Below are 26,851 nucleotides of genomic sequence, written 5' to 3'. Positions count from 1 at the left end.
TGGTCCGCCTCGGGGTGGAGGCGGGTCCTCCCTGCGGACGACGGAGCGGTTCAGCGGGAGATCCAGGTGGCACGGGCCAGGCCGAGCAGCGCGCCGTCCGGTCCGTACAGGCTGGTGTGCACGAGGGCCTTGCGCCCATCGGCGCGGATCAGCGCACCGGTCACCACGCACTCGTCGCCCGGCTCCGGCAGCGCGGTGACCACGGCGGCGATCCGGCCCAGCAGGTACGGACGGCCCGGCGCGAGCACCGTCCACCCACCCGGACAGTCCAGCGCCGCCCAGACCGTGGCGTCGCTGACCCTCTCGGGCGCCCGGAACGGCGCGGCGGTCCGACCGTCCGGCAGGCGGCCAGGGAAGATCCGCAGCCCGTCGGCCCGGTGCGGACCGCAGACGTAGCAGTCGGGGAACGGGTGCTCGACCAGCCCGGGGTAGCGGCTCGCGGCGTCGATCGCGGTGTCCCGGTCGACCGGCGGTACGACGGCGTCCACCGCCCCGTCCGGGCGTACCTCGGCCACCAGCTCGCCGGCCGGGTCACGGACCTCGCCGTCGACCATCCTCAGCGCCGTCTCCAACGGTGGTGGCCGGCGCAGCGTCACCTCGACGGGGCCGGGGCCGCCGGCCTCGGCGGCGAAGACTCCGGCGCTCCAGCCGCCGTTGCCGGAGCCGGACGGCCCGTTGTAGCGGGACTCGATGCGCATCGTCGACCTCCGGTGTCGGGGCGTGCCGGCGCCGTCGCCGGGTCCGTCCGGCAGCCTCGCACGGCCGCCGTCGGGCGCATCCGCCGGCCGGCGTTCACCCGAGCGACACCGGTGGTCACCTTGGATGGCAACCCGGGGCACCTACACAGATCCCATGGCTGTTCTGCATGCCGCTGGCGCACCCCTGACGACCAGCGGATACACCCTGCTGATCGCCGACGACCCAACCCAGGTCGCGGCCGCGCAACGCCTGCGTCACGAGGTGTTCGCCACCGAGCTCGGCGCCACCCTCCGCCCGGGTGAGGCCGGGATGGACGTGGACCCCTTCGACGCCCACTGCGACCACCTGATCGTCCGCCAGGAGAGCACCGGCGAGGTGGTCGGTACGTACCGGCTGCTGCCGCCCGGTCGCACCAACCGTCGGTACGCCGAGGGCGAGTTCGACCTCGCCGCGCTCGACCCGCTGCGCGACGACCTGGTCGAGGCTGGGCGGTCCTGCGTGCACCCGGACCACCGCTCGGGCGCGGTGATCAACCTGATGTGGGCCGGCATCACCCGGTACCTGCACCTGCGCGGCTCACGCTGGCTCGGCGGCTGCGCCTCGGTGCCGGTGGCCGACGGCGGTCGGGCGGTGGCCGAGGTGTGGGCGCAGGCCCAGGCCCGGCACCTGGCGCCGCCTCCGCTGCGGGTCCGCCCGCTGCGGCCCTGGTTCGCCGAGCCGGCCGCCGGCGCTGGCCCGGTGGCCGCCGCCGATCCGGTCGGCCGCGCGGCGGTGCCGCCGCTGCTGCGTGGCTACCTGCGGCTCGGCGCGTGGATCTGCGGCGAGCCGTCGTACGACCCCGACTTCGGGGTCGCGGACTTCTACGTGTTGTTCTCGCTGGACCGGATGAACCCGCGCTACCTGCGGCACTTCCTGGGCGGGGAGGAGCGGTGACCGCCGCGCCGCACGACCTCTGGCGGCCCTCGTCCGGCTGTGACGAGGGGTGCCTGCCGGCGGCCGGCGAGGTGCCCACGGTGCCGGTGGCCCGCCGGGTGCTCCGGTTGGTCGCGGCGGCCGGCATGCTGCTGGCCGGGGTGGGCTTGGTGGTGCTGCTGCCCCTGCTGCCGGCACCGGAGCGGCAGGCGGCGGTCCGTGGCTGGGCCCGGGGCACCGCGCGCGCCTTCGGCGTCCGACTGGTGATCCGGGGCCGACCGCCCCGGCGGCGTGCGCTGCTGGTCGCCAACCACGTCTCGTGGCTGGACATCCTCGCGGTGCTGGCGGTCGCGCCGACCCGGATGGTGGCGAAGCGGGAGATCCGCTCCTGGCCGGTGGTGGGCCTGCTCGCGGCGGCGGCGGGCACGGTCTTCGTGGACCGGTCCCGGCCGCGGGCGCTGCCGGCCACCGTGCGCCGGGTCGGCGACGCGCTACGCGCCGGCCGCTCGGTAGCGGTCTTTCCGGAGGGTACGACCTGGTGCGCCGGGGACCGCGCGGTCGACTGCCGTCCCGGCGGCGGGTTCCGGCCCGCGACGTTCCAGGCGGCCATCGACACCGGCAGCCCGGTGGTGCCGCTGCGGCTCGTGCACCGGTGCGAGGCCACCGGGACGGCCACCACGGCCGGCGCCTTCCTCGGCGCGGACACCCTGCTGCGCTCGGTGGCCCGGGTGGTCGCGGCGCGGGAACTGGTGGTGACGGTGACGGTCGGTGCCGCGCTGCATCCGGCCCGCGACGCGGATCGGCGGTTGCTGGCCCGGGCCGCCGAGTCGGCCGTACACCTGCGGCCCCCGCCGGGTGCCGGGGCGCGGGCCCGGAGAACCACGAGCCCGGCGGCTCCCGTGCTGTCGCCAGCCGCCGGCCGGGAGCTGGACCTGGCGGCCTGAGAGGGGAGCGGCCGCCCGGTCGGCGCATGCCCGGGCCGGACGGCCCGGCAACTCGCGACAGTCTTGTGCTGTCGCGATGTATCGCGTTACTGTTTCTCTCGGCGGACGCGCATCGGCGCGTCGTCGAGGGGGAGGACGCCATGACCGGATGGACGGTCGACAGCCCACAGCGGCTCACCGTGGACGGCCCGGTCAGCCGGCTGGACGTCCGCCTGGTGAGCGGGCGGCTCAACGTGGTCGCCACCGACGGCCCGGCCCGGGTCGACGTCACCCGGGTCGGCCGCCGACCCGTCCTGGTCACCCACTCCGACGGTCGGCTCACCATCCGCCAGGAGCGCGGCCGGGGCTGGGCGGACGCCCTGCGGTGGATCCGGTCGATCACGCGGTACCCGCGAGTGGACGTCTCCGTGGCGGTGCCCGCCGACGTCGTCGCCGACCTGGGGCTGGTCGCAGGCTCGCTGGTCGCCTCCGGGCTGCGCCGGGAAACCACGGTCGACGTGACCGCCGGGCAGATCACCCTGATGGGGTTGCGGGGCAGCACCTTCGCGAAGATCACCTCCGGGCCGGTGGAGGCGCTCGGCGTGGGCGGCGACCTCAGTCTGGAGACGGTCTCCGGTGAGGTGATCCTCGCCGACAGCGCCGCTGACCGGGTGCGGGCGCAGACCGTTTCGGGAGCCATCACCTGCGACCTGGACAACCCCCGCCGCAGCGAGATCCGACTCACCACCATCTCGGGCAGCATCACCGTCCGGATCCGGGAGGACAGCGACCTCGACGTACGCCTGCACACCACCTCGGGCCGGATCACCAGCGGGTTCCCCCAGGTCCGCACATCGACGTTCCCGCTGGCCAACAGTGTGGGGGTGCTCGGCGCCGGCGAGGGTAAGCTCTGGGCGTCCGCGACCTCGGGGAGCATCGCCCTACTTGCCCGGCCGGTGGACGACGACCAGGAGGAGTTGCCGTGACCGCCGTGTTCAGCCACGGCCGGCTCCGGCTCTACCTGCTCAAACTCCTCGACGACGGTCCGAAGCACGGCTACGAGCTGATCCGCCTGCTGGAGGACCGGTTCCTCGGGCTCTACGCGCCCAGCGCCGGCACCATCTACCCCCGCCTGCAACGGCTGGAGGCCGAAGGGCTGGTCACGCACACCGCCGCCGGAGGCCGCAAGACGTACGGCATCACCGACGCCGGCCGCGACGAGCTGCGCCAACGGGCCGGCGAGCTGAGCACCCTGGAGGCGGACATCGCCGCCTCGGTGGCGGACCTCTCCACCCTGGCCGGCGAGATCCGCAGCGAGGTGAGCGGCTCGGTGCGCGACCTCAAGCGGGAGCTGAGCGCGGCAGCCCGGCAGACCCGCCGTACCCGTTGGGAGCCTCCGGCCCCGCCGCCCGGTCCGGCGGCGGCGAACGGCCCCCGCGCGGGACTGCTCGACGAGCTCGACCAGCGGCTGGCCGCGTTCACCGTCGAGGTCGGCCGGCTGGCGCGGGCCCGGCAGTTCAGCGACACCCAGCTGCGTACCGCGATCCGGCTGCTCGACGGCGCGCTGGACGGGCTGCGTCGGCTGCTGCGCTGACCGGCGGTGCCGGCCAGGTCGGGAGCGGCCGACGACTCACAGGATTTTTGCAGGAAGCATCCAGCGCCGGTGCAGTGAGGTCACCGATGATGGGCACATGCCCGCTACCCAGACCGAGGCGCGACTGCTCGTCGTCGAGGACGACCCGAACATCCTCGAACTGCTCTCCGCGAGCCTGCGCTTCGCGGGCTTCGACGTGGCCACCGCGACCAGCGGCAGCGCGGCCCTGAACGCCGCCAAGGACCACCGACCCGACCTGGTCGTGCTCGACGTGATGCTGCCGGACCTCGACGGCTTCGAGGTCATCCGGATGCTCCGCGAGGGCGGTACGCGTACCCCGGTGGTCTTCCTGACCGCCCGGGACGCCACCGACGACAAGATCCGCGGGCTGACCCTGGGCGGCGACGACTACGTCACCAAGCCGTTCAGCCTGGAGGAGCTGACCGCCCGGATCCGCGCCGTGCTGCGCCGCACCACCACCGGCGAGCAGGCCCCGTCCCGGCTCACCTTCGCCGATCTGGAGCTGGACGAGGAGACCCACGAGGTGCACCGGGCCGGGCAGCGGGTGCAGCTGTCGCCGACCGAGTTCAAACTGCTGCGCTACCTGATGCTCAACGCCAACCGGGTGCTGTCCAAGGCGCAGATCCTCGACCACGTCTGGAACTACGACTTCCGCGGCGACGACAACATCGTCGAGTCCTACATCTCCTACCTGCGGCGCAAGGTCGACACCACCCAGCCCCGGCTCATCCACACCCTGCGCGGCGTCGGGTACGTGCTGCGCAAGCCGGCGGCGTGAACGGGGTCCAGCAGGCGAAGGGGCGGCTGCGGGCCGTACCACTGCGGATCAAACTGGTCGCCTCGGTGCTGGCGTTGGTCGCCGGCGCCCTGGTGGTGATCAGCGTCTCGACCGCGTACTTCCTGCACAACTACCTGGTCGACCAGATCGACCTCGAACTGCGCAACTCGGCGGACCGGATCCAGTTGCCGTCGTCGAAGGAGGTCTACCTGCCCAGCGACTACGTTGTCGTGGTGACCAGCCCGACCACTGGCAAGGTGCAGGACTACGCGTACGACACGTCCCGCTTCACGCTGGCGGATCTACCGCCGTGGCCGAGCGACGCGGCCGGGTTCGAAGCGCAGGAGGCGGCACAGAAGGACAGCCCGCGCACCGTCCGCGCCCGGGACAGCTCGGTGCGCTGGCGGATGCTCTACACCGAGCTGCCCAACGGCCAGAGGGCGGCGATCGGCGAGCACCTGACCGACGTCGACCTCGCCGTCAAGCGGTTGGCCTGGATCGACCTGCTGGTCGGCGGGTCGGTGCTGATCATGCTGGCCTCGGTGGGCGCGGCGATCGTGCGGACCAGCCTCAAGCCGCTGGTGGAGATCGAACGGACCGCCGCCGCCATCGCCGGCGGTGACCTGACCCGCCGGGTGCCCGACCCGGAGCAGGGACAGGAGCATCCCACCTCCGAGCTGGGCCGGCTCTCCCGGGCGCTGAACGCGATGCTCACCCAGATCGAGGCGGCGTTCACCGCCCGGGCCGCTTCGGAGACCGCCGCGCGCTCGGCCGAGAGCGCCGCCCGGGACGCGGCGGTCGCCGCGCAGGCGTCCGAGGCGCGGGCCCGGCGGTCCGAGGAGCGGATGCGGCAGTTCGTCGCGGACGCCTCACACGAGTTGCGGACCCCGCTGACCACCATCCGGGGCTTCGCCGAGCTGTACCGGCAGGGCGCGGCCCGGGCACCCGAGCAGACCGCCGGCCTGCTGCGCCGGATCGAGGACGAGGCGGCCCGGATGGGGCTGCTGGTGGAGGACCTGCTGCTGCTCGCACGGCTGGACCGGGAACGGCCGCTCTCGCTCGCCCCGGTGGAGCTGCCGGTGCTGGCGTCCGACGCGGTGCAGGCCGCCCGCGCGATGGCCCCGGACCGGCGGATCGAGCTGGAGATCGAGCCCGGCTCGGGCCCCCTGGTCGTCTTCGCCGACGACGCGCGGCTGCGTCAGGTGATCGGCAACTTGGTCACCAACGCGCTGACCCACACCCCAGCGGACGCCAAGGTCAGCCTGCGGCTGCGCGCCGAGCCGGGGAACCTCGCCGTCGTGGAGGTGGTCGACACCGGCCCCGGGCTCTCCCCGGAGCAGGCGGAACGGGTCTTCGAGCGGTTCTACCGGGCCGACGCGGCGCGGACCCGGCGGGCGGACGGCAACACCGGCACCGGCCTGGGCCTGGCCATCGTGGCGGCGTTGGTCGCCGCCCACCACGGCGCGGTCGAGGTGGTGGAGACCCCGGGCGGCGGCGCCACCTTCCGGGTCCGGCTGCCGCAGGTGCCACAGGACGACGGTGCCGGCGAATGACTTTTCAGGCAACTTTCAGGACGGTTCCAGGTTGGTCGCAGTGGCCGGGGAGAAGGTAGTTCCATGACCGAGTTCGAGTCCGACCCGCAGCGCCGGCCGGCCCCCACCGACGCCGACCCCACCGCCGAGCTGCCGCGCGACGAGCGCGCGCAGTCCGACTCCCCGACCACCCCTGTTCCGGTCGTCCCGACCACCGGCGACACGGTGACCGCCGCGAACCCGGCCGTGCCGGCCGAGCCCGCAGCGCCCGCGGGATACGCCGGCCAGCAGGCCAGCGCACCGCCGGCCGCCGGGCAGCCGACCGGGTACGAGCCTCCCGCCGGCACCCACTCCGCGCCGCCGTACCCGGTCTCCGGCCAGCCGGGCTACCCGCAGCCGACCGCCGCCCGGTACTCCGGCGCCCCGTGGTACCCCGGCCAGCAGTCCGGCTGGGCCGGCGGGGGCCAGCCGGGCATGGCGTACCAGCAGCACCCGGGGCAGCACCAGCAGCACCAGCAGTACCAGCAGCACCCGGGGCAGCCTGTGCCGCCCTGGGGCCCGCAGGCCACGCCGCCCGGCACCGGGCCCCGGCCCGGCCGGATCGCCAAGTTCGCCGGCGCGGGCGTCGCCGTGTTCGCCCTCATGCTCGGCTCCGGCGTGGCCGGTGGCGCGCTCGCGCTCGCCCTCGACGGCGACGGTGGTGGCGTCACCCGCACCTACTCCGCGGCCCCGGTGCTCAACAGCGCCGACCTGCCGAAGATCGCCGCCGCCGTGCAGGACAGCGTCGTCTCCATCGCCACCACCAGCGGCGAGGGCTCCGGCGTGGTGCTCAGCGCCGACGGCTACGTGCTCACCAACAACCACGTGGTCGCCTCCGCCGCCGGTGACACCGTGCAGGTGGTCTTCGCCGACGGCAAGAACGCGCAAGCGAAGATCGTCGGTACCGACCCGAAGACCGACCTGGCCGTGGTGAAGGCCGACGGGGTGAGCAACCTCAAGCCGGCCACCTTCGGCGACAGCGACGGCATGCAGGTTGGCGACCAGGTGCTCGCCCTGGGCAGCCCGCTCGGCCTGCAGGGGTCGGTGACCGCGGGCATCCTCAGCGCCCGGGACCGCACCATCCGGGCCGGTGAGGGCCAGCCCCAGGACCCGAACCAGCAGGGCCAGGCGGTCAGCTCGATCTCCGGCCTGCTCCAGACCGATGCCCCGATCAACCCCGGCAACTCCGGTGGCGCCCTGGTCAACACCCGTGGCGAGGTGATCGGCGTCAACACCGCCATCGCCACCTCCGGGCAGAGCACCGGCAACATCGGCGTCGGGTTCGCGATCCCCAGCAACAAGGCCAAGGACGTCGCGGGCAAGCTCCAGCGCGGCGAGAAGGTCAGCCACCCGTCGCTCGGGGTCGGCGTCAACCAGGCCGAGGGCGGCGGCGCCCTGGTCGCGTCGGTCACCCCGGGCAGCGCTGCCGACAAGGCCGGCTTCCAGCGGGGCGACGTGATCTCCCGGTTCGGCGACAAGGCCGTCAACGACTCCGACGACCTGGTCGGCGCGGTGCAGGCCGGCAAGGTCGGCGACCGCGTCCAGGTGCAGTTCAAGCGCAACGGCACCGAGAAGACCGTGACCGTGACGCTCGCCGAGACGTCCTGACCGATATCTGAACCTGCCTCCTCCCTCCGGCGGCGGGTGGCGGGGCCAAGGGGGTTGGCTCCGTCACCCGCCGCTCTTTTCCGCCCTGACGGCGGTTCACCCGATCCGGGTGAACCGCCGTCACCCGTACGCCGGGCACGGTCGGCAGGCGATCCGGCGACGTACGGGGGTGGATGCCATGAGCACGGCGACGGATGTCCGCGACGACCAGCGGATCCAGCGCGACGTCCTGGCCGAGCTGGCCTGGGACGCGCGGCTGCAACCGAACGAGATCGGCGTGACCGTCGACCAGGGTGTGGTCACCCTGACCGGATTCGTGGACGGGGCCGCCCGCGGCTGGGCGGCGATCCGCTGCGCGCAGCGGGTCCGCGGGGTGCGGGTGGTCGCCGACGAGATCGAGGTGCGGCTGCCGGGCACACCGGGGCGTACCGACGCCGAGATCGCCATCGCCGCCAGCCGGGCGCTGGAGTGGGACAGCTTCGTGCCGGCCGAACGGCTGGACGTGACCGTGGCCAACGGCTGGCTGATGCTCCGTGGCGAGGTCGAGTTCGGCTGGCAGCGCCGCACCGCGGAGGGGGAGCTGCGCCGGTTGGACGGCGTACGGGGGATCACCAACCTGGTCGAGGTGCGTCCGCCGGCGCCACCGGCCGGTGACCGGCTGCGCCGGGACGTCCAGCGCGCGCTGCTGCGGACGCTCGGCGGCGACCGGGTGACGGTCGAGGTGGACGGCGACACGCTGGTCCTCGCCGGGGTGGTCCGCTCGTGGTGGGAACGCGACCAGGTCGAGCGGGTGGCCTGGTCCGCGCCCGGGGTGCGGGTCGTGCACGACCAGCTCCTGGTCGGCGGGTGATCGTCCGTCTTGTCCGGTTTACCGGCGACGACATGGGGAAACCGCCGCGGACCATTCCGACCGGCGGCGACACCGGGCCGGGGAGCGACGGGGAGGACTCGTGGCCGTGAACCACCCGCCCGCCCGTGCCTCGGAGCGGCCGTTGCGCATCGCGATGGTGGTGCCGCCGTGGCTGTCCGTGCCGCCGCCCGGCTACGGCGGCCTCGAGCAGGTGGTCGCCGGGCTGGTGGACGCGCTGACCGGGCACGGGCACGCGGTGACGCTGTTCGGTGCCGGTGTACACCACGGCACCGCCGCCGGTGACTTCGTCTCCACCGTTCCGGAGGTCCAGTACCCGCGACTCGGCGAGTCGTTGCCCGAACTGGCCCACCTGGCCCGGGTGAATCGGATGATCACGGCCGGCGATTTCGACGTGATCCACGACCACACCACCATCGGCCCGCTCGTGGCCGGTCGCCGGGCGGTGGCGACGGTGGCGACGGTGCACGGCAACCCGGTGGGGGAGTACGGCGACGTGCTCGGTGAGGTGGACCGGGGCGTCGCCCTGGTGGCCATCTCGCACGCCCAGCGCCGGCTCAACCCGGTCCTGCCCTGGGCCGGCACGGTGCACAACGCGCTGGACCTGCGCGGGTTTCCGCGCAAGTTCGCGCCCGGTCCCGGGCCGGTGCTGTGGCTGGCCCGGTTCAGCCCGGACAAGGGCCCGGACGTCGCCATCCGGGCGTGCCGGGCGGCCGGGCTGCCGCTGCTGCTGGCCGGCAAGTGCAACGAGCCGGCCGAACGCCGGTACTACGAGCAGGTCGTCGCGCCGCTGGTCGGCGACGACGTGACCGTCGTGTTGAACGCCGACCGCGCGGAGACCCTGCGGATGTTGGTCGACGCCCGCTGTCTGATCATGCCGATCCAGTGGGAGGAACCGTTCGGCATGGTGATGTTGGAGGCGATGGCCACCGGGACTCCGGTGGTCGCCTTCGACCGGGGTGCGGTGCCGGAGCTGGTCCTGCCCGGAGTGACCGGTCTGGTCTGCGAGCAACCGGAGGAGCTACCCGCGGCGTTGCTCGCGGCGAAGGGGCTCGACCCGGGGGCGTGCGTGGCGCACGTCGCGGAGAACTTCTCGGTCGAGCGGTTGGCGTACGGCTACGAGGAGGTCTTCCGACGCGTACTCGCCGGCCGGCACGACGTCCGCGAGTCGGTCCGGGTGGCGGCCCGCTGACCGGCCCGCCCCGCTGCCGTCGGAGCCCGGATCAGACCCGGGCGGCACCCAGCTCGGCGATGGCGGCGTCCAGCCGCTCCGCGTACGCCGGACTGATGCCGCCCTCGCCCAGCCGGACCGTGACCTTCTCGCGCAGCCGGGCCACCGGCGGGGCCAGGTCGTTGCGACCGGAGCCGACCGCGGCGGTCAGGTTACGCAGCTCGTTGCGCAGGTCGAGGCCGACGTCGGCGCGGATCTCCCCGGCGGTCAACCCGGCGCCGATCAACCCGTCGACCCGGTTGGCGGCCTCCACCAGGCTGCCCGGCCCGGCGGAGGGCGAGCCGGTGCTCCGTGGTGCCGACGGCGCCGCGGTCGGGGCGGACGACTCGGTGACCGGCGGGCCGCTCGACGCGGTCGGCACCGGACCGGTGGTGGGCTGCGTCCGCGGTGTCGCCCGCTGCTCGGGCAGCAGGGCCGCGACGGTCAGCGCCACGCCGACCGCCAGGGCCGCCGGGATCAGCAGCAGCGCCGGTCGACGGCTGCGGCCCCGCCCGGCGTCGACCGGTACGGCTGCTCCGTCGCCCGGTCCCGCCGCCCCTTCGCCGCCGGCCGCCGGGGCGGGGGTTGCCGGCGGCCGGGGCGGCGTGGGTGCCGGGGTGGTGTCGGTCGGCAGCAGGTGCTCACGCAGCACCGTGGCGACCTGCCGGGCGGTCGGCCGGTCGGCCGGATCCCGGGCAAGGCTGCGCAGGCAGACCCGGGCCACCTCAGGGGGGAGCTCCGGCAGCCCGGCCAGCGTCGGCGGCGGGCCGCTGGCCAGCGCGTCGCTGAGCTGCTCCCAGGTGTCCGCCAGGTAGGGGACGCGGCCGGTCAGCGCCTCGTGCAGCAGTACGCCGAGTGAGTACACGTCGGTCGCCGGCTGGGCGGGCGCGCCGTCGAGCCGTTCCGGGGCCACGTACGCCGGGGTGCCGAAGGTGCCGCCGTCCTCGTCCTCGTCGGGAGCGCCGATCCGGGTGGCGATGCCGAAGTCGAGCACCTTGACGCCCACCTCGGTCATCATCACGTTGGCCGGGGTGATGTCCCGGTGCACGATGCTGAGCCGGTGCGCGGCGGCCAGCGCGTCCGCGACCTGCGCGCCCACCTGGACCGCCTCGGCCCACGGCAGCGGGCCCTCGGTGAGCCGCAGCTTCAACTCCTCACCGCTGAGCAGCTCCATCACCACGAAGGAGGTGATGGCGCCGTCCGGGGCGACGGTCTCGCCGTAGTCGTGCACCGAGGTCACGTGCGGGTGCACCAGCTGGGCGGCGGCCCGGGCCTCGTCGCGCACCATGTCCCGGAACCGGGCGTCGGCGGCCAGCGACGGCGCGAGCACCTTGAGCGCGACGACCCGGTCCAGCACCTCGTCCCGTGCGCGCCAGATGACCGACATGCCGCCGGCGCCGATCTGGTCGACAAGCCGGTACCTGCGGGCCAGCAACCGGCCCGCGTGCAGTGCTGCCTTCACGGATCGCACCTGCCTCGGGGTGGGAGCGGTATCAGGTTGCGCGAATGCGTCCGGGCTGTCAACGGTCGTCACTGTCCGCCCCTCGATCCGCGCCGGTCGGGTGCGCCCGCCACCGCGCGGCGGTGGCCGACCGGTCGGCGGCACGCCCGTGCCAGGATGGGTGGCATGGCGGGGGGACCGGTGGCGTTCGTACTCGGGGGCGGGGGAGTGCTCGGCGCGGTCGAGGTGGGCATGTTGCGTGCCCTGTTCCGCGCCGGGATCCAACCCGACATGGTGCTCGGCACCTCGATCGGCGCGGTCAACGGCGCGCTGGTCGCGGCCGACCCGTCGGAGGCGGTGACCGACCGGCTGGTCCGGCTCTGGGCCTCGCCGGAGGCCAGCGAGGTGTACGGCGACTCGGTCGCCCGGCAGCTGCGCCGCTTCGCCGCCCGGACCCACCTGCACTCGCCCCGGCCACTGCGCCGCGTGCTCGAAGCCGAGCTGGGTGTGGACACCACCTTCGCCGACCTGCGGGTGCCGTTCCGCTGCTGTGCCGCGCACATCGAGCGGGCCGCCGAGCACTGGTTCGACAGTGGCCCCGTGGTGCCGGCCGTGCTCGCGTCGGCCTCGGTGCCGGGGCTGCTCCCACCCACCGAGATCGACGGTGCGCACTACGTGGACGGTGGCATCGTCAACTCCATACCGATCGGCGAGGCGGTGGCCGTCGGCGCGAAGCAGATCTTCGTCCTTCAGGTGGGCCGGATCGAACGGGAGCTGACGCCGCCCCGGCGGCCGTGGGAGATCGCGCAGGTGGCGTTCGAGATCTCCCGCCGGCACCGGTTCTTCCGTGAGTTGGCGGCGCTGCCCGAGGGGGTGGAGGTGCACGTCCTGCCGACCGGTGGGCTGAACCCGCGCGACGACACCCCGTGGGCGTACCGCGACATGGCGGCGGTGGGGCGGCGGATCAGCCGCGCGTACACCGCCTCCCGACGCTACCTCGCGACCCACGTGGTGCGGTGATGCCGCTGCCGCCCAGGTGGCTGCGCCGGTTGCTGTTCGCCCCCGTTGTGGTGCTGCTCGCGGTCACCGTGGTGACCACCCTGCCGGTCTGGGCGCTGCTCGCCGCGGCCGCCTCCCCGCTGGTCCCGGGCCGGTTGCGCCCACTGCGGCTGTTCTGGATCGGTTGCGTCTATCTGGTCTGGGACGCCGCCGCGCTGCTCGCGCTCTTCGCGCTCTGGGTCGCCTCCGGCTTCGGTTGGCGGAGCCGGTCGCCGGCCTTCCAGCGCGCGCACTACCTGCTGGCCGGCTGGTTCCTGCGGGCCCTGTTCTGGCAGGCCCGTTGGACACTGCGGCTGCGTATCGACGTGGTGGGCACCGACCCGGACACCGCGCTGCCGGGCCGGCCCGAGTTGGTGCTCTGCCGGCACGCCGGGCCGGGCGACTCGTTCATCCTGATCCACGGGCTGGTCAACTGGTTCAACCGGGAGCCCCGGATCGTGCTCAAGGACAGCCTCCAGTGGGACCCGGCGATCGACGTGCTGCTCAACCGGCTGCCCAACCGGTTCATCGCGCCGACACCGGAGCGCGGCGAGGAGACGGTGCGCCAGGTCGGGCACCTGGCCACCGGCCTGGACGACAACGACGCGTTCGTGATCTTCCCGGAGGGCGGCAACTTCACCCCCAAACGGAGGCTGCGTGCCATCGCCCGGCTGCGCTCCCTCGGGCTGGAGCGGATGGCGTTGCGCGCGGAGCGGATGCGGCACGTGCTCGCCCCGCAGCCCGGCGGGATGCTCGCCGCGCTGGACGCCGCCCCGGACGCCGGGGTCATCTTCGTCGCCCACACCGGGCTGGACCGGATGCTCACCGTCGCCGACGTGTGGCGGGAACTGCCGATGGACAAGCGGATCGTGATGCGGTTCTGGTCGGTGCCGCCGGAGGACGTACCGACCGGACGGCAGGAACGCATCGACTGGCTCTACGACTGGTGGGCGAAGATCGACACCTGGATCGCGGCCAACCGGGACGGCGCCGCGTAGGGTGCGGTCGTGGACCAGATCTGCGTGGTGACGACGGTGGTGGATGCCCGTTCGGTCGCCGACCTGCTGGCGGCCGCAGCCGTCGCAGGACGGCTCGCCGCCTGCGCCCAGGTCAGCGGCCAGGTGGACAGCACCTACTGGTGGCGGTCCGGGGTGGAGACCAGTACCGAGTGGTCGGTGCAGTTCAAGACCGCGCCCGACCGGCTCTCCGCGCTCGTGGACCAGATCCGGACCAGCCACCCGTACGAGGTTCCGGAGATCCTGGTGTCCAGGGTGGAGAGTGGCGACCCCGGTTACGTCACCTGGGTGCACGAGCACACCCGCCCCTGAGTACGCGCACTCTGGGCTCGGCCCCGGTGGCGCTTCGAGAATGACCGCGTGGATGACACCGGCTACCCCTGCCCCGCCTGCGGCGCCCCGGCCGACCTGAGCGCCGGCTGCGGCGGCTGTCGCCGCCCGCCTGACCCGACTGCCGCCGAGGTGGTCCGGCTGGGCCGGGAGGTCGCGCTGCTCGGGCCCGAGGTGGAGCGGGCCCGCCGGACGTACGTCGAGCTGGCCGGGCGGCTGGCGGCCAGTTCCCGGCGCCGGGACGAGCTGGCCGCGATCGTTCGTGCCGGGGTGGCCGCGTCCGTCCCGGCGCGTCCGGTGTCCTCCACGGGGGCGGAGACGCCCAACGGGCCGGGGGTGGCGGCCTCGGCCGCTGCGGGGGCCCCGGCGCCGGGCGCGGCGGAGACGTCGACCCGGACGGTCCAGGGCCTGCTCTTCGTCCTCGGTGGACTCCTGCTGGGCACGGCGGCGGTGGTCTTCACCGCGGTGGCCTGGGCGGCGGTGGGGGTCGGTGGACGGGCGCTGATCCTGGCGGCGGTCACGGCGCTCGCCCTGGCTGTCCCGCTGGTGGCGGTCCGTCGGGGGCTGCGCGGCACGGCGGAGACGTTCGCCGCGGTGGGGCTGCTGCTGGTGGTGCTGGACGGCTACGCGGCCTGGTCGGTGGACCTGGCGGGGGTGGCCGGCTGGCCGGGCAGCAGGTACGCCGCGCTGGTCGGGGGGGCCAGCGCGGCGGTCGCCGCGGCGTACGCCCGGTGGAGTCGGTTGACCGGGCCCTGGTTCGCCGCCCTGCTGGCCGCCCAGCCGGTGCTGCCTTTGCTCGCCGTGGAGGCGCGGCCGGGCCCGGCCGGTTGGGCGCTGGTCCTGCTCGGGGTGGCGCTGCTGAACCTGGCCGTGCTGGCCGGGTTGCGCGACGGGGGAGGGCGGGCGCGGCTGGCCGGCCGGGTGCTGTCCGGGGTCGGGCACGTCGCCGCGTTGGTCGGTGCCGCCGGGTGTGCCCTGGTGCCGCTGCTGCTCGGCCGGGCGGCCGGTGCGCCGCTGCTGGCCGGGGGGCCGCTGCTGCTGGTGGCGCTGGCCGGGCTCGGCTCGGCCGGGCTGGTCGGGGGACGGGTGCTGCGCGCGGTGGCCGCCGGGCTGCTGGTGCCGGTGCTCGCTGCCGCGCTCCTGCGCCCGGTGGCCGAACTACGGCCGTCGTCGCTGCTGATCGCGGCGGCCACGGTGGCTCTCGGGCTGGCCGGCGCGGTACGGCTGCTGCCGCCCGGCTGGCGGACCGGCTCGCGGGCCGGGGCGCTGCTGGTCGCGGCGGGCACGGTGCAGATCGCGGCGCTGATCACCGGCGGGCTGGCGGTCGCCGCCGTCGGGCGGTCGCTGCCGCCGTGGCACGGTGCCGGGACGGGGCCGGAGCTGGACTGGGGCTGGCAGGTGGCACCCGCCCTGGCGCTGGCGCTCGGCGCGTCGACGCTGCTGCTGCCCCGCGGCGCGCGGGTGGTGGTCGCCACGGCCGGCGCGGTGGTCGTGCTGCTCGCCCTGCCCGTCGGCTGGGCGGTCGCCTGGCCGGCCGTGGTGGCCGTGGACCTGGTCGGTGGGGCCGTGCTGCTGCTCGCCGTGCTGGCCCGACCGGCGCTCCGGCCGACCACACTGCTCACCGGGGCGCTCGGCGGCGCCGTCCTGCTCGGGCACGGCCTGCTGGTGGCCCTGGCCGCTCCGGCCGGTGCCCTGGTGGCACTCGGGACGATCACCGTGCTCGGCCTGGCGCTGGCCGTGCGACGGGCCGCCGGCCCGTACCGGCGGGTGGCCGGCACCGGCCTGCTGGTCGCGCAGGTCGCGCTGCCCGGGGTCGCCGCGCTGGCGCTGTTCGCCGCGGACGCGCCGCCCTGGTGGCAGGCACGGGTCGCGCTGGTCGCCGCCGGGCTTCCGCTGGTCGCGGTGCTCGCGACGCATCGGCACCGGGTGGAGCTGACGGGGTACGCGGTGAGCGGTGCCGTGGTCGCGGTGAGCCTGCCCGGGCTGGCGCCGCTCGTCGTGGCGGGAAACGAGCCGTTCGCGCCGTACGCCGCGCTGGCGGCGTTGGGCGTCGCGCTCGTCGCCCGCTGGGACCGGCCGGCGAACGGCCGGTCGGGCCTGCTGGCGGTGGCCGGCGTCGTTCTGGTGGCGGTCGCGGTGCTGGCCGCGCTGCCGGCGCTGCTGACCGCGCTCACGGCACCGTACGGCAACCGGGGTCCGGTCTGGTCGGGAGTCCCTGCGGTCGTCGCCGACCCGACGGCGCTACCGGCCGCGCTGGCGCTGGTCGTGCTGGCGGTGGCCGCCGTGCTGACGGTTCGGGCGGTCGACCCGCCGCTGCTGCGCGCGCTGCCGTTTGGCGCGGCCGCGCTGCCGGTGCTGCTCGTCGCGGTCGGCGCGCCCTGGCCGCTGCTGCCGGCCGCAGTCCTGCTCGCCGGGTTGGCCGCGCTGCTGCTCGCCGCGCTGGCCGTGCCCCGCCCGGCGCTCGTGCCGATCGCCGTGCCGGCGGGGATGGTGCTGGCCGCCTCCGGCGTGGTGGGGCTGCTGGTCACCCGGGCCGGCACCCTCGCCGCCGAGGGTGCGCTGCTGGTGGCTGCGGTGGTGGTCGCCGTCGGAGCGCGAAACGTCGAGGTACGCCTCGTTGGTTGCCTCGCCGCGGTGGGGGCGGCGTCGGCGCTGGCAGTGACCGCCCCGCTCGCCGGTGGGCTGCCGCTCCGGGCAGCGGCGTACCCGTTGCTGGCGGTGGCCGCGCTGGTCCTGGCGGTCGCCGCCGCGTCGAGCCCGCCGGGGGCGGCCCGTGGAGATTCGTCGGCGCGGGCCCGGGCCGGGCGGGTGCTGGATGCCGCCGCGCAGGCCGTGGCGCTGGTGGCGGTGCTGTTCGCCGTCGAGGTGGCGCGGCACCTCGCCACCATCTGCGTGCTCTGGGGTGTCGCCGTCGCGCTGCGGCTGCTGCGCCCGGGCGAGCCGGCGGCACGGCGGTGGTCGTTCGCCGCCATCGCCGCCGGCAGCGAGCTGCTCGGGGCGTGGGTGCTGATGGCAGCCGGCGGGGTGACCGTGCTGGAGGCGTACACCCTGCCGGCTGCGGCGCTCGCCCTCGGCGCGGGCCTGCTGGCACTGCGCACCCGGCCCGATCTGACCAGCTGGCCGGCGCTCGGCCCGGGGCTGGTCGCGGCGTTGCTGCCGAGCCTGGTGTCGGTGTTGGCCGGGCCGGACCCGCAGCCGTGGAGGCGGCTGCTGCTCGGCGCGGCAGCGCTGGGCGCGGTGCTGGCCGGCGCCACCCGCCGGTGGCAGGCTCCGGTGCTGCTCGGCGGCGGGGTGCTGGCGGTGCTGGCGCTGCACGAGCTCGCCCGCGGCTGGGACCTGCTGCCCCGGTGGATCTACCTGGGTGCCGGCGGGCTGGCGTTGATCGGGCTCGCCGCGAGCTACGAGCGGCGGCGGCGCGACCTGGCCCGGCTGCGCGACGCGGTGGCGCGGCTCGGCTGAGCGAATGGGGGGTAGGGCTCGCCCTACCCCCCATTCGGGGGTTGTCAGGGTTACTCAGAGCAACTGATCCCGGGAGACTTGAGTCGGCCCGGTCCACCCCGGTACGGGCGTGAGCGGGAACGGGAGCAGCAATGGCGCTCGGAGCGGTGGCGGAACCGCCGGTACGACGGCGAGGCAGTGACTACGCACAGTTGTCCCGACGGATCAGCCAGGCGGGCCTGCTGGAGCGGCGGCCCGGCTGGTACGTCGCCCGCATCCTGCTCACCCTCGGCGCCTTCGTGGCCGGCTGGGTCGCCGTGTTCCTCGTCGGCGACTCCTGGTGGCAGCTGCCGCTCGCGGCCGTGATGGCGGTGGCCACGACCCAGGTCGCGTTCCTCGGTCACGACGCCGGGCACCGCCAGATGTTCCGTCGACGGGGTCCCAGCGAGCTGGTGGGGTTGTTCGCCGGCAACGCGGCGGTGGGACTGAGCTACGGCTGGTGGGTCGACAAGCACAACCGGCACCACGCGAACCCGAACCACGAGGACGAGGACCCGGACGTCGGCGCGGGCGCCCTGGTCTGGACGCCGGAGCAGGCGCTGGAGACCCGAGGTTTCGGTCGCTGGATGGCCAAGCGGCAGGCGTACTTCTTCTTCCCGATGCTGTTCCTCGAGGGCCTGAACCTGCACGTGGCGAGCATCCGGGCGATCGTCGGCCGGGGCCCGGACGGCCGGTACGCCACGCCGATGCGGCACCGGGCGGTCGAGGCCGGCCTGCTCCTCGCGCACACCGCCGGTTACGTGGCGCTGCTGCTGGCTGTCATGTCGCCCGGGAAGGCACTGGTCTTCGCCGCCGTGCACCAGGGGCTGTGGGGCCTCTACATGGGCTGCGCGTTCGCGCCGAACCACAAGGGCATGCCGATGCCGACCGCTGAGGACGAGCTGGACTTCCTGCGCAAGCAGGTGCTGACCTCCCGCAACGTGCGGGGCAGCCGGTTCGTGGACACCGCGCTCGGTGGGCTCAACTACCAGATCGAGCACCACCTGTTCCCGAACATGCCCCGGGCCAACCTGCGCCGGGCCCAGCCGATCGTCCGCGCCTACTGCGCCGAGCAGGGCATCTCGTACGCCGAGACCGGGCTGGTCGAGTCGTACCGGCAGGCGCTCGGCCACCTGCACGAGGTGGGCCAGCCGCTGCGCGGCTGAGCACGGAGGCCGCTGAGCCGCCCGACACCCCGCCACCGCTGGTCGATGCCGCTCGCCGACCCCGGTAGGGTCGGCGCATGGCAGACCTGCTCACCGCGGAAGCGGTCCGAGACGACCTCGGCGGGGTCACCCACCGCGACATCGACCTCGCCCGCCGGATCGACGAGTTCATCCGGAGCGCCCGATGAGGTTCGAGATCAGCAAGGTGCTGGACGCCATCGAGGGTCGCGTCTGCACCGACCCGTCGCTGGTCCGGGCGGTGCTCGACCTGGCCGAGGTGATTCGCTACCAGGACATCGACGGCGGCCGGCCGGCCAGCCTGCTGCGGCTCGGCATGGTCATCGACGCGCTCTCCCGTGAGCTGGAGGAGGACAGCGTCCAGGTCTACGCGGTGGTGCACCGGGCACTGCTCTCCGACGCCGATCTCACCTCCAACGAGCGGATGGTGGTCCGGCGCTGGGCCGACGACGGGCTCGTCGAGGTGCTCGACAACCCGGGCGACCGGATGCTGGAAGTCGCCGACCTGCTTGGGCTGCCGGTGCTCAGCCGGGTCCGCTTCGACGGGCTGCGCGGGCGGTTCCCGTGGCTGGTCGAGCAGCCCGGTCGGTTGCTCGCCCCGGTGCCCGGTGCCGGCGGACCGGCGTTCATCGCGCACGTCGGGGGCGGGCACTCGCCGGTTGCCGGCACCCGCTCGCCAACCGGGGCGAAGCTGCTGGCCCGCCAGTGGCGCTGCCCCGAGCCGGGCTGCGCGCTGTTCGGTGGCGGTGGTGGAGGCGGCGCGTTCGCCGACCTCGCCCGGGTGGAGCGCAGCCCGGCCGGGCAGCCGCCGCCCGCGCTGCGCGGTGGCGTACCGACCTGCCCCCGGCACGGCGCACGGCTCGGCGACGGCGGGCCCCGGCCGCGTACGGAGGTGCTCGCGGTACGCGTCGGCGGCCTGGTCCGGCGGCGGTTCGTGCTCAGCGAGGAGCAGCCGGTGCTGGCCGGCCGGGCCCCGGAGCAGGACGGCGGGATCATGCTCGGGCAGTGGCTCAACGACGAGGCCCGACGGTGGATCAGTCGTGGCCACGTCCGCTTCGAGCTGCGGGTCGGCGAGGTCGTGGTGACCGACGTCAGCACCAACGGCTCGGGCATCCGGCCGGCCGGCTCGATGGCCGAGGCGGACCGCATCGCCCTGGCGCCACAGCAGTCCCGGGTGCTGGGTGAGGGCGACATGGTGGAGCTCTACCCCGGGGTGCAGATCGGCCGGGCCGAGGAACTGCCCGCCGGCGCCCCGTTCACCCCCACCTCGGTGATGGCCGAGGCCCCCACCATGGCGATGCGCCTACCCCGCCCCTGACGCGAAAGGCGGGCGTCGGTCCCGACGCCCGCCTTTCATCACGTTCCGGGTCAGCCGGCCAGCACGGCCGCGAGCTGAGCGACCGCGAGGTCGATCTCCTCCTCGGTGATCACCAGCGGCGGGGCGAGCCGGATGGTGGAGCCGTGCGTGTCCTTGGCGAGCACGCCGCGCTCGGCGAGCCGCTCACACGCCTCGCGCCCGCTCATCAGCGCGGGGTCGATGTCCAGACCGGCCCAGAGACCGCGGACGCGTACCCCGACCAGGCCCTTGCCGACCAGCCCCTCCAGACCAGCCCGCAGCCGCTCGCCCAGCTCGGCCGAGCGGCGCTGGAACTCGCCGGTGGCCAGCAGCCGGACCACCTCGATCGCCACCGCGCAGGCCAGCGGGTTGCCACCGAAGGTGGAGCCGTGCTGGCCGGGCTTGAGCACGCCGAGCACGTCGGCGTTCGCGGCCACCGCGGAGACCGGCACGATGCCGCCGCCGAGCGCCTTGCCCAGCAGGTACATGTCGGGCACGACGCCCTCGTGGTCACAGGCGAAGGTCGCACCGGTACGCCCCAGCCCGGACTGGATCTCGTCGGCGATGAAGAGCACGTTGCGCTCGGTGCACACCTCGCGTACGCCCGGCAGGTAGCCGTCCGGCGGCACCACCACGCCCTGCTCGCCCTGGATCGGCTCCAGCAGAACGGCCACGGTGTTCTCGTCGATGGCGGCGGCCAGCGCGTCCAGGTCGCCGTACGGGACCACGGTGAAGCCCGGGGTGTACGGCCCGAAGTCGGCGCGGGCGTCCTCGTCGGTCGAGAAGCTCACGATGGTGGTGGTCCGGCCGTGGAAGTTGCCCTCGGCCACCACGATGTTGGCCTGACCGGCGGGCACGCCCTTGACCTGGTAGCCCCACTTGCGGGCCACCTTGATCCCGGTCTCCACCGCCTCGGCGCCGGTGTTCATCGGCAGCACCAGGTCCTTGCCGCACAGCTCGGCCAGCTCCCGGCAGAAGTCGGCGAACTGGTCGTGGATGAAGGCCCGGCTGGTCAGCGTCAGCCGGTCGAGCTGCGCGTGCGCGGCGGCGATCAGCTGCGGGTGCCGGTGGCCGAAGTTGAGCGCCGAGTAGCCGGCCAGGCAGTCCAGGTAGCGCCGGCCGTCCACGTCGGTGAGCCAGGCGCCCTCGGCGGAGGAGATCACCACCGGCAGGGGGTGGTAGTTGTGCGCCGTCCAGCGCTCGGCGTCCCGGACCGCTCCCGGCGTCCGCAGGATGTCATCCACGATCACTTGCTTGCCTTTCCCTGACGGAGTCGCAGCGTGCAACACTTCGGTCCGCCGCCGGCCTTACGCAGCTCGGACAGGTCGACACCGATGGTCTCGTAGCCCCGGTCGCGCAGCTTGGCGGCCAGGTCGGTGGCCTGCGCGGGCAGCACCACGTGCCGCCCGTCGCTGACCGCGTTCAGCCCCAGCACCTCGGCGTCGGCCATGGTGGCGTGCACGGCGTCGGGGAAGAGCCGGCGCAGCACGGCCTGGCTGCCGGGGGAGAACGCCTCGGGCAGGTACGCCACGGTCCGCTCGTCGAGCACGGTCAGCGCGGTGTCCAGGTGGTAGAAACGCGGGTCGACCAGCTGCATGGTGATCACCGGGTAGCCGAAGACCTCCTGCAACTGGGCGTGCGAGGCGTGCGCGGTGCGGAAGCCGGTGCCGGCCAGCAGGTGGTCGCCGGCCAGCAGGACGTCGCCCTCGCCCTCGTTGACGTGCTTCGGGTCGTACATCTCGAAGCCGGCGGCCTCGAACCAGGCCCGGTAGGCCGGGGCTTCGTCGGCGCGCTGCGGGTCGCGGAACTGCACGGCCATCGCCTTGCCGTCGATCACGGTGCCGCCGTTGGCGGCGAAGACCATGTCGGGCAGGCCGGGCACCGGAGTGATCTCCTCGACGGTGTGGCCCAGGTCGCGGTACGTCTGGCGCAGCTGCTCCCACTGCCGGACGGCCAGGTCGGCGTCGACCGGCGCGCTCGGGTCCATCCAGGGGTTGATCGCATAGTCGACGGCGAAGTACATCGGCCGGCACATCAACAGGCGCTGGCTGGTGGCGTCCATCGTCATTGTGGTGCTCCCAGGTGTCGGGCGCGCCCGGCCACCGTGGCCAACGGGCTGGCGCCGTTGCTCAACGTTATGCGGCGTCAGCGGCAGGATCCACCACTGAGAGTTGCGCGGACCGAACATTCGTTGCGTATGGATGGTCCGCGACTGCGATTCGTTGCGTCAGAGCTTGGCGAGGCGGGATTCGTGTTTCCGGCCACTGGTTGTCGCCGTGCTCGAGGTCGTCTGGCGCGTCGACCAGCGGGTCGGGTGAGCCTTCGTGCGGCCTTTGCTCTGCTTCAACGGGCGCAACACGCGACGTCCGTTTACCGGACGTGCGGTGTTGCGTGGGGTGAAGCAGAGCAAAGGACACCGTGCACGTGGTCCTCCGCGCTGCGGGACTCCTCGTGACGGGCCTGGCGAGCTGGGCCGGAAAACACTTCAGGGGCGGCGAACCCGCCGCCCCTGAAAGGGTGTCGCCCGGCCGGTGAACCACCGGGGTGTTCGGGCTGCCGGCGAACCACCGGCTTTTCGCCGGTGCATCACCGGCGAGCGGAACAGTGCCCGCTAGAAACGGTCGACAAACTGTGAGTCGAGCCACTCGCGGAAGCGCTGCACCCAGTCGCCGTCGGTGGTCGGCCAGTCGAACTGGCCGGTCATCGCCAGCACGCCGATCACCACCGCGGCCAGCCCGATCAGTACGCCGAACAGTGCGTCGGTCTTGCCGGCGACGTGCCGGCGGCGGGTGGCCATCAGGCCGAGCACCGAGAGCACCGCGCCGAGGGCGCCGAGCCCGATGCCGTACCCGGCCAGGGTGCCGGTCAGCACGAAGAGCGCACCGGCGACGGAGACGATCAGGCCGAGGGTGGCGAGCAGGCTGGCCCGTGGCCTCGGGCCGCGCGTCACCGTCGGCTCGGGCGCGGTCCGGTCGGGGGTCGGGTCGAATGGGCGGTCGGTCGAGACCCGGTCCGTCGTGTCGGGTCGCCGGGTCGTGCTGGCGAGGTCGGCGTCCCGGTCGGCGGTGCGCTCGGTGGTCGGGTCGGTGCCGGGCCGGGGCTCGGTCTCCACGGGCCGGGCGGTGGCGGGCCGTGGATCGGTCTCCGCCGGTCGGCCGGTGGCGGCTCGTGCAACCGCCGCCCGCTCGCTCGCCCGCCGCTCGGCCTCACCGGCCTGGTCACCGGTCGCCGTGGGGCTGCGGTACGTCGTCTGGTCGGCGTCCCGCTCGGTGACCACGGGGCGGCCCGCAGTCTCGTCGTCGGGTCGGCTCACGCGGGCCGCCGATTCGTCCCGGCCCTCGACGACCGGGGTGTCGCGGCCGTCAATGCGGCCGTCGAGGTTCTCGTCCCGCGTCGGTGCCGGCTCGGACCGGCGGGACAGCGAAGGAATCCTGACCACAACACACCTCCTGATGAATGCGTGGTGGCCGACGGAACGGGTGGCACCCACGCGGTACCGCCCTGAAATACCCACCTGGGCGTTTCCTGACACCAATCCCGGGTACGGCCGACTCGCTATCCTTGGCACCCGTGCCAGAGGGACACACCATCCACCGCCTGGCGGCCCGGCACGCCGAGTTGTTCGCCGGGGACAAGCTGCACGCCGCCAGCCCGCAGGGCCGCTTCGCCGAGGGCGCCGCCCGGCTCTCCGGCACCGTCCTGGAGAGCACCGAGGCGTACGGCAAGCACCTGCTGCACCACTACGCCGGTGAGCTGACGCTGCACGTGCACCTCGGGCTGTACGGGAAGTTCACCGACGGGTCGGGGGAGCCGCCGGAGCCGGTCGGCCAGGTGCGGCTGCGGCTGGCCAGCGACCGGCACTGGCTGGACCTGCGCGGGCCCACCGCCTGTGAGCTGCTCACCCCGCCCGAGGTGGTCGCACTGCGAGACCGCCTCGGGCCGGATCCGCTGCGCGCCGATGCCGATCCCGAGCGGGCGTACGCCCGGATCTCCCGCAGCCCGACGCCGCTGGCCGCGCTGCTGCTGGACCAGTCGGTGGTGGCCGGTACCGGGCTGATCTTCGTGACCGAGGCGCTGTTCCGGGCCGGGCTGCCGCCGACGATGCCCGGTCGAGGGCTGACCCGTGCCGGTTGGGACGCGCTCTGGGTCGACCTGGTCGGGTTGATGCGGCTCGCGGTCGAGCACGGCCGGATCGACACCGTGCGCGACGCGCACCTGCCGGAGGCGATGGGGCGGCCGGACCGGGTGGACCGGCACGGTGGCGAGGTCTACGTCTACCGCCGCCCCGGCGCGCCCTGCCACGTCTGCGGCACCGAGGTCAGCCGCGGCGAGCTGGCCGGGCGCAACCTCTACTGGTGCCGTACCTGCCAGCCCGCCTGATCGGCCGGTCGGTCACTGCTCGTCGAGCAGCCACCGGACCACCTCGACGTTGTGCGCGAGAAGCGCGTCGCCGTCGAGACTCCAGGCCAGCGTGTGCCCGATCGTCCAACCCCGGACCCGCTCCCGGTCCAGCCCGAGCTCGGTGCTGAGCCGGTCCAGCCGGTGCTGGACGGCGGCCGGCGAGTGGCCGAGCTCCCGACCGCGCACCATCGGCACGACCGAGAAATCCCGCTCGCCGGTCAGCGGCTTCGGGTCGATCACCAGCCACGGCTCCCGGTCGGCGGCAAGCACGTTGCCGGCGTGCAGGTCCTGGTTGACCAGCACCTGCTCGCCCTGGCTCGACGCCAGATCGGTGAGCAGGGCGAGCGCCGCGTCGAGCAGCCGCCGCTCGTACGGCCGGCCGGCCCGTTCCCACTTGCGGGGCATCCGGTCGATCCAGCCGGCGGCCTCCTCGGCCAACGGGGTGAACGGCGCGCCGGCCGGCCGCCAGAGCCGGGGCAGCAGCCCGGTCACCGCGTCCAGCGCCCGGTCCACGGGCAGCTCGTGCAGCGGAGTGCCGGGTTGGCAGCGCTCCACCAGAAGGGCGCGTCGTTCCGGGTCGTGTGCGAGCGGCCGGATCGCCCCGTCGCCGTCCCAGTGGGCCAGCGCGTCGGCCTCGTGCCGGCTGTCCTCGTCGGGGTACTGGAGCTTCAGAACCGCCGGAGTGCCGTCGGGCAGGTCGGCGGGGAGCGCCAGGGAGGCGTAGGCGTACCGAAAGGGCGAGCCGAGTCGTAGCGACCATCGCTCGGTGCACTCCGTCAGCCATGTCGGGAGTGTGGCGAGCCAGGCCCGGCCCGCCGGTGACGCACGTACCCAGTCAAGTCCCTCGGGTAGATCCATCCGGCCATCCTGGGGCATCCACCGCGCTGTTGTGGGATCACGATGTTCACACGCCGGTCCACACTGGCTAGCGTGGGACCCGTGCACATTGGCGTGAACGTACCGAACTTCGCCCCGGGCACCGACCCTGACATGTTGCGACAGTGGGCGCAGACGGTCGAGGGTCTCGGCTTCGACCTGCTGATGGTCTCCGATCACATCGCGGTGACCCCGGACGTGGCCGAGCAGTATCCGGCGCCGTTCTACGAGCCGTTCACCACGCTGTCCTGGCTGGCCGGGGTGACCCGCCGGATTCGGCTGGGCACCACGGTGCTCATCGTCCCGTACCGGCACCCGCTGCTCACCGCCCGGATGGCGGCGAACCTCAACCGGCTCAGCGGCGGCCGACTCGTCCTCGGTGTCGGCGTCGGCTGGGCCCGGCAGGAGTTCGAGGCGCTCGGCGTGCCGTTCCGGCGGCGCGGCGCGCTGACCGACGATTACCTGCGTGCCATGCGCGACGCCTGGCAGAACACCGACGACTACGACACGGGTGCGATCCCGATCTGGGTCGGCGGCAACAGCGAAGCCGGCATGCGTCGCGCGGCACTGCTCGGTGATGCCTGGCACCCGCTGCGGGTCACGCCCGGATGGCTGGCCGAGGCAGCCGGACAGCTGAAGGCCGTCGCCGACGAACTGGGTCGCCCGGTGCCCGCGTTGATGCCGCGTATCGCGCTGCGGGAGACCCCTGATCCGGTCACCGACCCGGGCCGGCTCGCCGGGGTCGGCGCCATCGACCAGATCATCGCCGACATCGACCAGGTCCGTCTGCTCGGCGCGGAGACGGTGGTGCTCGACCCGTTCAACGGCGACCTGACCGAGATCCGCCAGCCCGAACGCGCCTGGCGGACCCTTGCGGCCGTGGCCGCCCACCACAGATCCCAGGAGGGTCGATGACACCCGACGACGAGACGTTTCTCCGCCGCGCCGTGGAACTCGCCAGGCAGGCAGGGGCTTCCGGCGAACGACCGTTCGGCTCGTTGCTGGTCGGTGCGGACGGCGTCGTCCTGATCGAGGACCACAACACCGTGGTCTCCGACTCGGACATCACCGCTCATCCGGAACTGAAGCTGGCCCGCTGGGCCGCTCGGGAACTCTCCCCCGACGTGGCCGCCGGCGCCACCATGTTCACCAGTTGCCAGCCCTGCCCGATGTGCGCGACCGCGATCAACCGGTCCGGCCTCGGACGGGTGGTGTACGCCCTGTCCAGCGAGCAGTTCGAGAAGGTCAAGCCGGCCACCCCGCCGCTGCCCCCGGTCCGGTACGAGGGGCCGGCGCTGTTCGATGAGGCGCGCCAGCCGATCGACAACTATTACTGACCACAGCTGTGGCTGGTCCGGTGCGGTGTGACGAACCGGAATTGACAGTCGGCCGGCTGCCGGAGCAGGGTTGAGCGGTGACAACGATGTCAACGGGCAAAAGGGAGGAATCGTGCGTCATGATCCTCCCCGCTGTGCATCCGGCGCGGCCAGCCGGTTCGCGGCGTCCCGTTGGCGGTTTCCCGGCGCGGACCCGGTCCGCCCGCCGATCCTGGCCGTATGTTCCTTCCC

The 26,851-nt window shown here is 74.1% G+C and carries 24 protein-coding genes; 18 read left to right on the top strand and 6 right to left on the bottom strand.

The annotated features are described in order from the left end of the window. Window positions 1-50: 50 nt before the first annotated feature. Window positions 51-698: a hypothetical protein gene (locus ACWD5O_RS25315; RefSeq protein ID WP_354963780.1), complete on the bottom strand. Its 648-nt coding sequence runs from the start codon at window positions 696-698 to the stop codon at window positions 51-53. Window positions 699-852: 154 nt separating this feature from the next. Here ACWD5O_RS25315 and ACWD5O_RS25310 point away from each other — a divergent pair, with 154 nt between their 5' ends. The 9 genes from ACWD5O_RS25310 to ACWD5O_RS25270 all read left to right on the top strand — a co-directional run bounded on the left by ACWD5O_RS25310 (window position 853) and on the right by ACWD5O_RS25270 (window position 10,166). Then, the gene (locus tag ACWD5O_RS25310; RefSeq protein ID WP_354963781.1) at window positions 853-1,632 is read left to right on the top strand and encodes a GNAT family N-acetyltransferase; all 780 of its coding nucleotides are present in this window, start codon (window positions 853-855) and stop codon (window positions 1,630-1,632) included. Then, the gene (locus tag ACWD5O_RS25305; protein ID WP_354963782.1) at window positions 1,629-2,555 is read left to right on the top strand and encodes a lysophospholipid acyltransferase family protein; all 927 of its coding nucleotides are present in this window, start codon (window positions 1,629-1,631) and stop codon (window positions 2,553-2,555) included. Before ACWD5O_RS25310 ends, ACWD5O_RS25305 begins: the two co-directional genes overlap by 4 nt. Window positions 2,556-2,695: 140 nt before the next feature. Next, a complete protein-coding gene (locus tag ACWD5O_RS25300; protein WP_354963783.1) occupies window positions 2,696-3,520 on the top strand; it encodes a DUF4097 family beta strand repeat-containing protein in 825 nt (274 codons plus the stop codon). After that, window positions 3,517-4,128, top strand: coding sequence for a PadR family transcriptional regulator (locus ACWD5O_RS25295; protein WP_354963784.1), 612 nt, complete (start codon window positions 3,517-3,519; stop codon window positions 4,126-4,128). Before ACWD5O_RS25300 ends, ACWD5O_RS25295 begins: the two co-directional genes overlap by 4 nt. Window positions 4,129-4,225: 97 nt before the next feature. Continuing rightward, window positions 4,226-4,927 carry a response regulator transcription factor gene (locus ACWD5O_RS25290; protein WP_030336721.1) on the top strand — a complete coding sequence of 234 codons (702 nt, stop codon included), beginning with the start codon at window positions 4,226-4,228 and terminating at the stop codon, window positions 4,925-4,927. Next, window positions 4,924-6,480: a sensor histidine kinase gene (locus ACWD5O_RS25285; protein WP_450086760.1), complete on the top strand. Its 1,557-nt coding sequence runs from the start codon at window positions 4,924-4,926 to the stop codon at window positions 6,478-6,480. The genes ACWD5O_RS25290 and ACWD5O_RS25285 overlap by 4 nt, the downstream gene beginning before the upstream one ends. Window positions 6,481-6,543: 63 nt before the next feature. Beyond that, complete coding sequence (locus ACWD5O_RS25280; RefSeq protein WP_450086759.1) at window positions 6,544-8,106, top strand: trypsin-like peptidase domain-containing protein; 1,563 nt, start codon at window positions 6,544-6,546, stop codon at window positions 8,104-8,106. Between the two features lie 178 nt (window positions 8,107-8,284). After that, entirely contained in the window at window positions 8,285-8,956 is a 672-nt protein-coding gene (locus ACWD5O_RS25275; protein ID WP_354963787.1) for a BON domain-containing protein, read from the top strand. 100 nt (window positions 8,957-9,056) lie between these two features. Beyond that, entirely contained in the window at window positions 9,057-10,166 is a 1,110-nt protein-coding gene (locus tag ACWD5O_RS25270; protein ID WP_450086758.1) for a glycosyltransferase family 4 protein, read from the top strand. Between the two features lie 31 nt (window positions 10,167-10,197). Here ACWD5O_RS25270 and ACWD5O_RS25265 read toward each other — a convergent pair whose 3' ends face one another. Continuing rightward, on the bottom strand, window positions 10,198-11,646 hold the full coding sequence (locus ACWD5O_RS25265) for a serine/threonine-protein kinase (protein ID WP_450086757.1): 1,449 nt from the start codon (window positions 11,644-11,646) through the stop codon (window positions 10,198-10,200). A 165-nt stretch (window positions 11,647-11,811) separates the two neighbouring features. On the opposite strand from ACWD5O_RS25265, the gene ACWD5O_RS25260 reads away from it, so the two are divergent. The 6 genes from ACWD5O_RS25260 (at window position 11,812) to ACWD5O_RS25235 (ending at window position 19,988) form a co-directional block, all read left to right on the top strand. After that, window positions 11,812-12,645: a patatin-like phospholipase family protein gene (locus ACWD5O_RS25260; RefSeq protein WP_354963790.1), complete on the top strand. Its 834-nt coding sequence runs from the start codon at window positions 11,812-11,814 to the stop codon at window positions 12,643-12,645. After that, entirely contained in the window at window positions 12,645-13,661 is a 1,017-nt protein-coding gene (locus ACWD5O_RS25255) for a 1-acyl-sn-glycerol-3-phosphate acyltransferase (RefSeq protein WP_354963791.1), read from the top strand. Before ACWD5O_RS25260 ends, ACWD5O_RS25255 begins: the two co-directional genes overlap by 1 nt. Window positions 13,662-13,670: 9 nt before the next feature. Then, window positions 13,671-13,991 (top strand): divalent-cation tolerance protein CutA, encoded by a 321-nt coding sequence (cutA, locus tag ACWD5O_RS25250; RefSeq protein ID WP_450086756.1) that lies wholly within the window; start codon window positions 13,671-13,673, stop codon window positions 13,989-13,991. Window positions 13,992-14,039: 48 nt separating this feature from the next. After that, entirely contained in the window at window positions 14,040-17,468 is a 3,429-nt protein-coding gene (locus ACWD5O_RS25245; RefSeq protein WP_450086755.1) for an SCO7613 C-terminal domain-containing membrane protein, read from the top strand. 131 nt (window positions 17,469-17,599) lie between these two features. Beyond that, window positions 17,600-18,652: a fatty acid desaturase family protein gene (locus ACWD5O_RS25240; RefSeq protein WP_354963794.1), complete on the top strand. Its 1,053-nt coding sequence runs from the start codon at window positions 17,600-17,602 to the stop codon at window positions 18,650-18,652. 184 nt (window positions 18,653-18,836) lie between these two features. Continuing rightward, complete coding sequence (locus ACWD5O_RS25235) at window positions 18,837-19,988, top strand: FHA domain-containing protein (RefSeq protein WP_354963795.1); 1,152 nt, start codon at window positions 18,837-18,839, stop codon at window positions 19,986-19,988. A gap of 50 nt (window positions 19,989-20,038) precedes the next feature. On the opposite strand, the gene rocD is transcribed toward ACWD5O_RS25235, so the two are convergent. From rocD to ACWD5O_RS25220, 3 genes are all read right to left on the bottom strand, one after another. Continuing rightward, a complete protein-coding gene (gene rocD / locus ACWD5O_RS25230; protein ID WP_354964008.1) occupies window positions 20,039-21,253 on the bottom strand; it encodes an ornithine--oxo-acid transaminase in 1,215 nt (404 codons plus the stop codon). Further along, complete coding sequence (ddaH, locus tag ACWD5O_RS25225) at window positions 21,253-22,068, bottom strand: dimethylargininase (RefSeq protein ID WP_450086786.1); 816 nt, start codon at window positions 22,066-22,068, stop codon at window positions 21,253-21,255. Before ddaH ends, rocD begins: the two co-directional genes overlap by 1 nt. Before the next feature lie 549 nt (window positions 22,069-22,617). Further along, window positions 22,618-23,445 carry a thrombospondin gene (locus ACWD5O_RS25220; RefSeq protein WP_354963796.1) on the bottom strand — a complete coding sequence of 276 codons (828 nt, stop codon included), beginning with the start codon at window positions 23,443-23,445 and terminating at the stop codon, window positions 22,618-22,620. Between the two features lie 131 nt (window positions 23,446-23,576). Here ACWD5O_RS25220 and ACWD5O_RS25215 point away from each other — a divergent pair, with 131 nt between their 5' ends. Beyond that, a complete protein-coding gene (locus ACWD5O_RS25215) occupies window positions 23,577-24,386 on the top strand; it encodes an Fpg/Nei family DNA glycosylase (protein WP_354963797.1) in 810 nt (269 codons plus the stop codon). Window positions 24,387-24,398: 12 nt separating this feature from the next. Here the strand turns inward: ACWD5O_RS25215 and ACWD5O_RS25210 are convergent, their stop codons facing one another. Further along, window positions 24,399-25,265 carry an aminoglycoside phosphotransferase family protein gene (locus tag ACWD5O_RS25210; RefSeq protein WP_354963798.1) on the bottom strand — a complete coding sequence of 289 codons (867 nt, stop codon included), beginning with the start codon at window positions 25,263-25,265 and terminating at the stop codon, window positions 24,399-24,401. A gap of 81 nt (window positions 25,266-25,346) precedes the next feature. On the opposite strand from ACWD5O_RS25210, the gene ACWD5O_RS25205 reads away from it, so the two are divergent. Next, window positions 25,347-26,198, top strand: a complete 852-nt coding sequence (locus ACWD5O_RS25205; RefSeq protein WP_354963799.1) for an LLM class flavin-dependent oxidoreductase — start codon at window positions 25,347-25,349, stop codon at window positions 26,196-26,198. Beyond that, window positions 26,195-26,620, top strand: a complete 426-nt coding sequence (locus ACWD5O_RS25200; protein WP_450086754.1) for a nucleoside deaminase — start codon at window positions 26,195-26,197, stop codon at window positions 26,618-26,620. The genes ACWD5O_RS25205 and ACWD5O_RS25200 overlap by 4 nt, the downstream gene beginning before the upstream one ends. Window positions 26,621-26,851: the final 231 nt, after the last annotated feature.

The sequence above is a fragment of the Micromonospora sp. NPDC005161 genome, from assembly GCF_053599855.1.
Note: the sequence above shows the minus strand (reverse complement) of the source record. Positions and strands in the feature narration are given on the sequence as shown.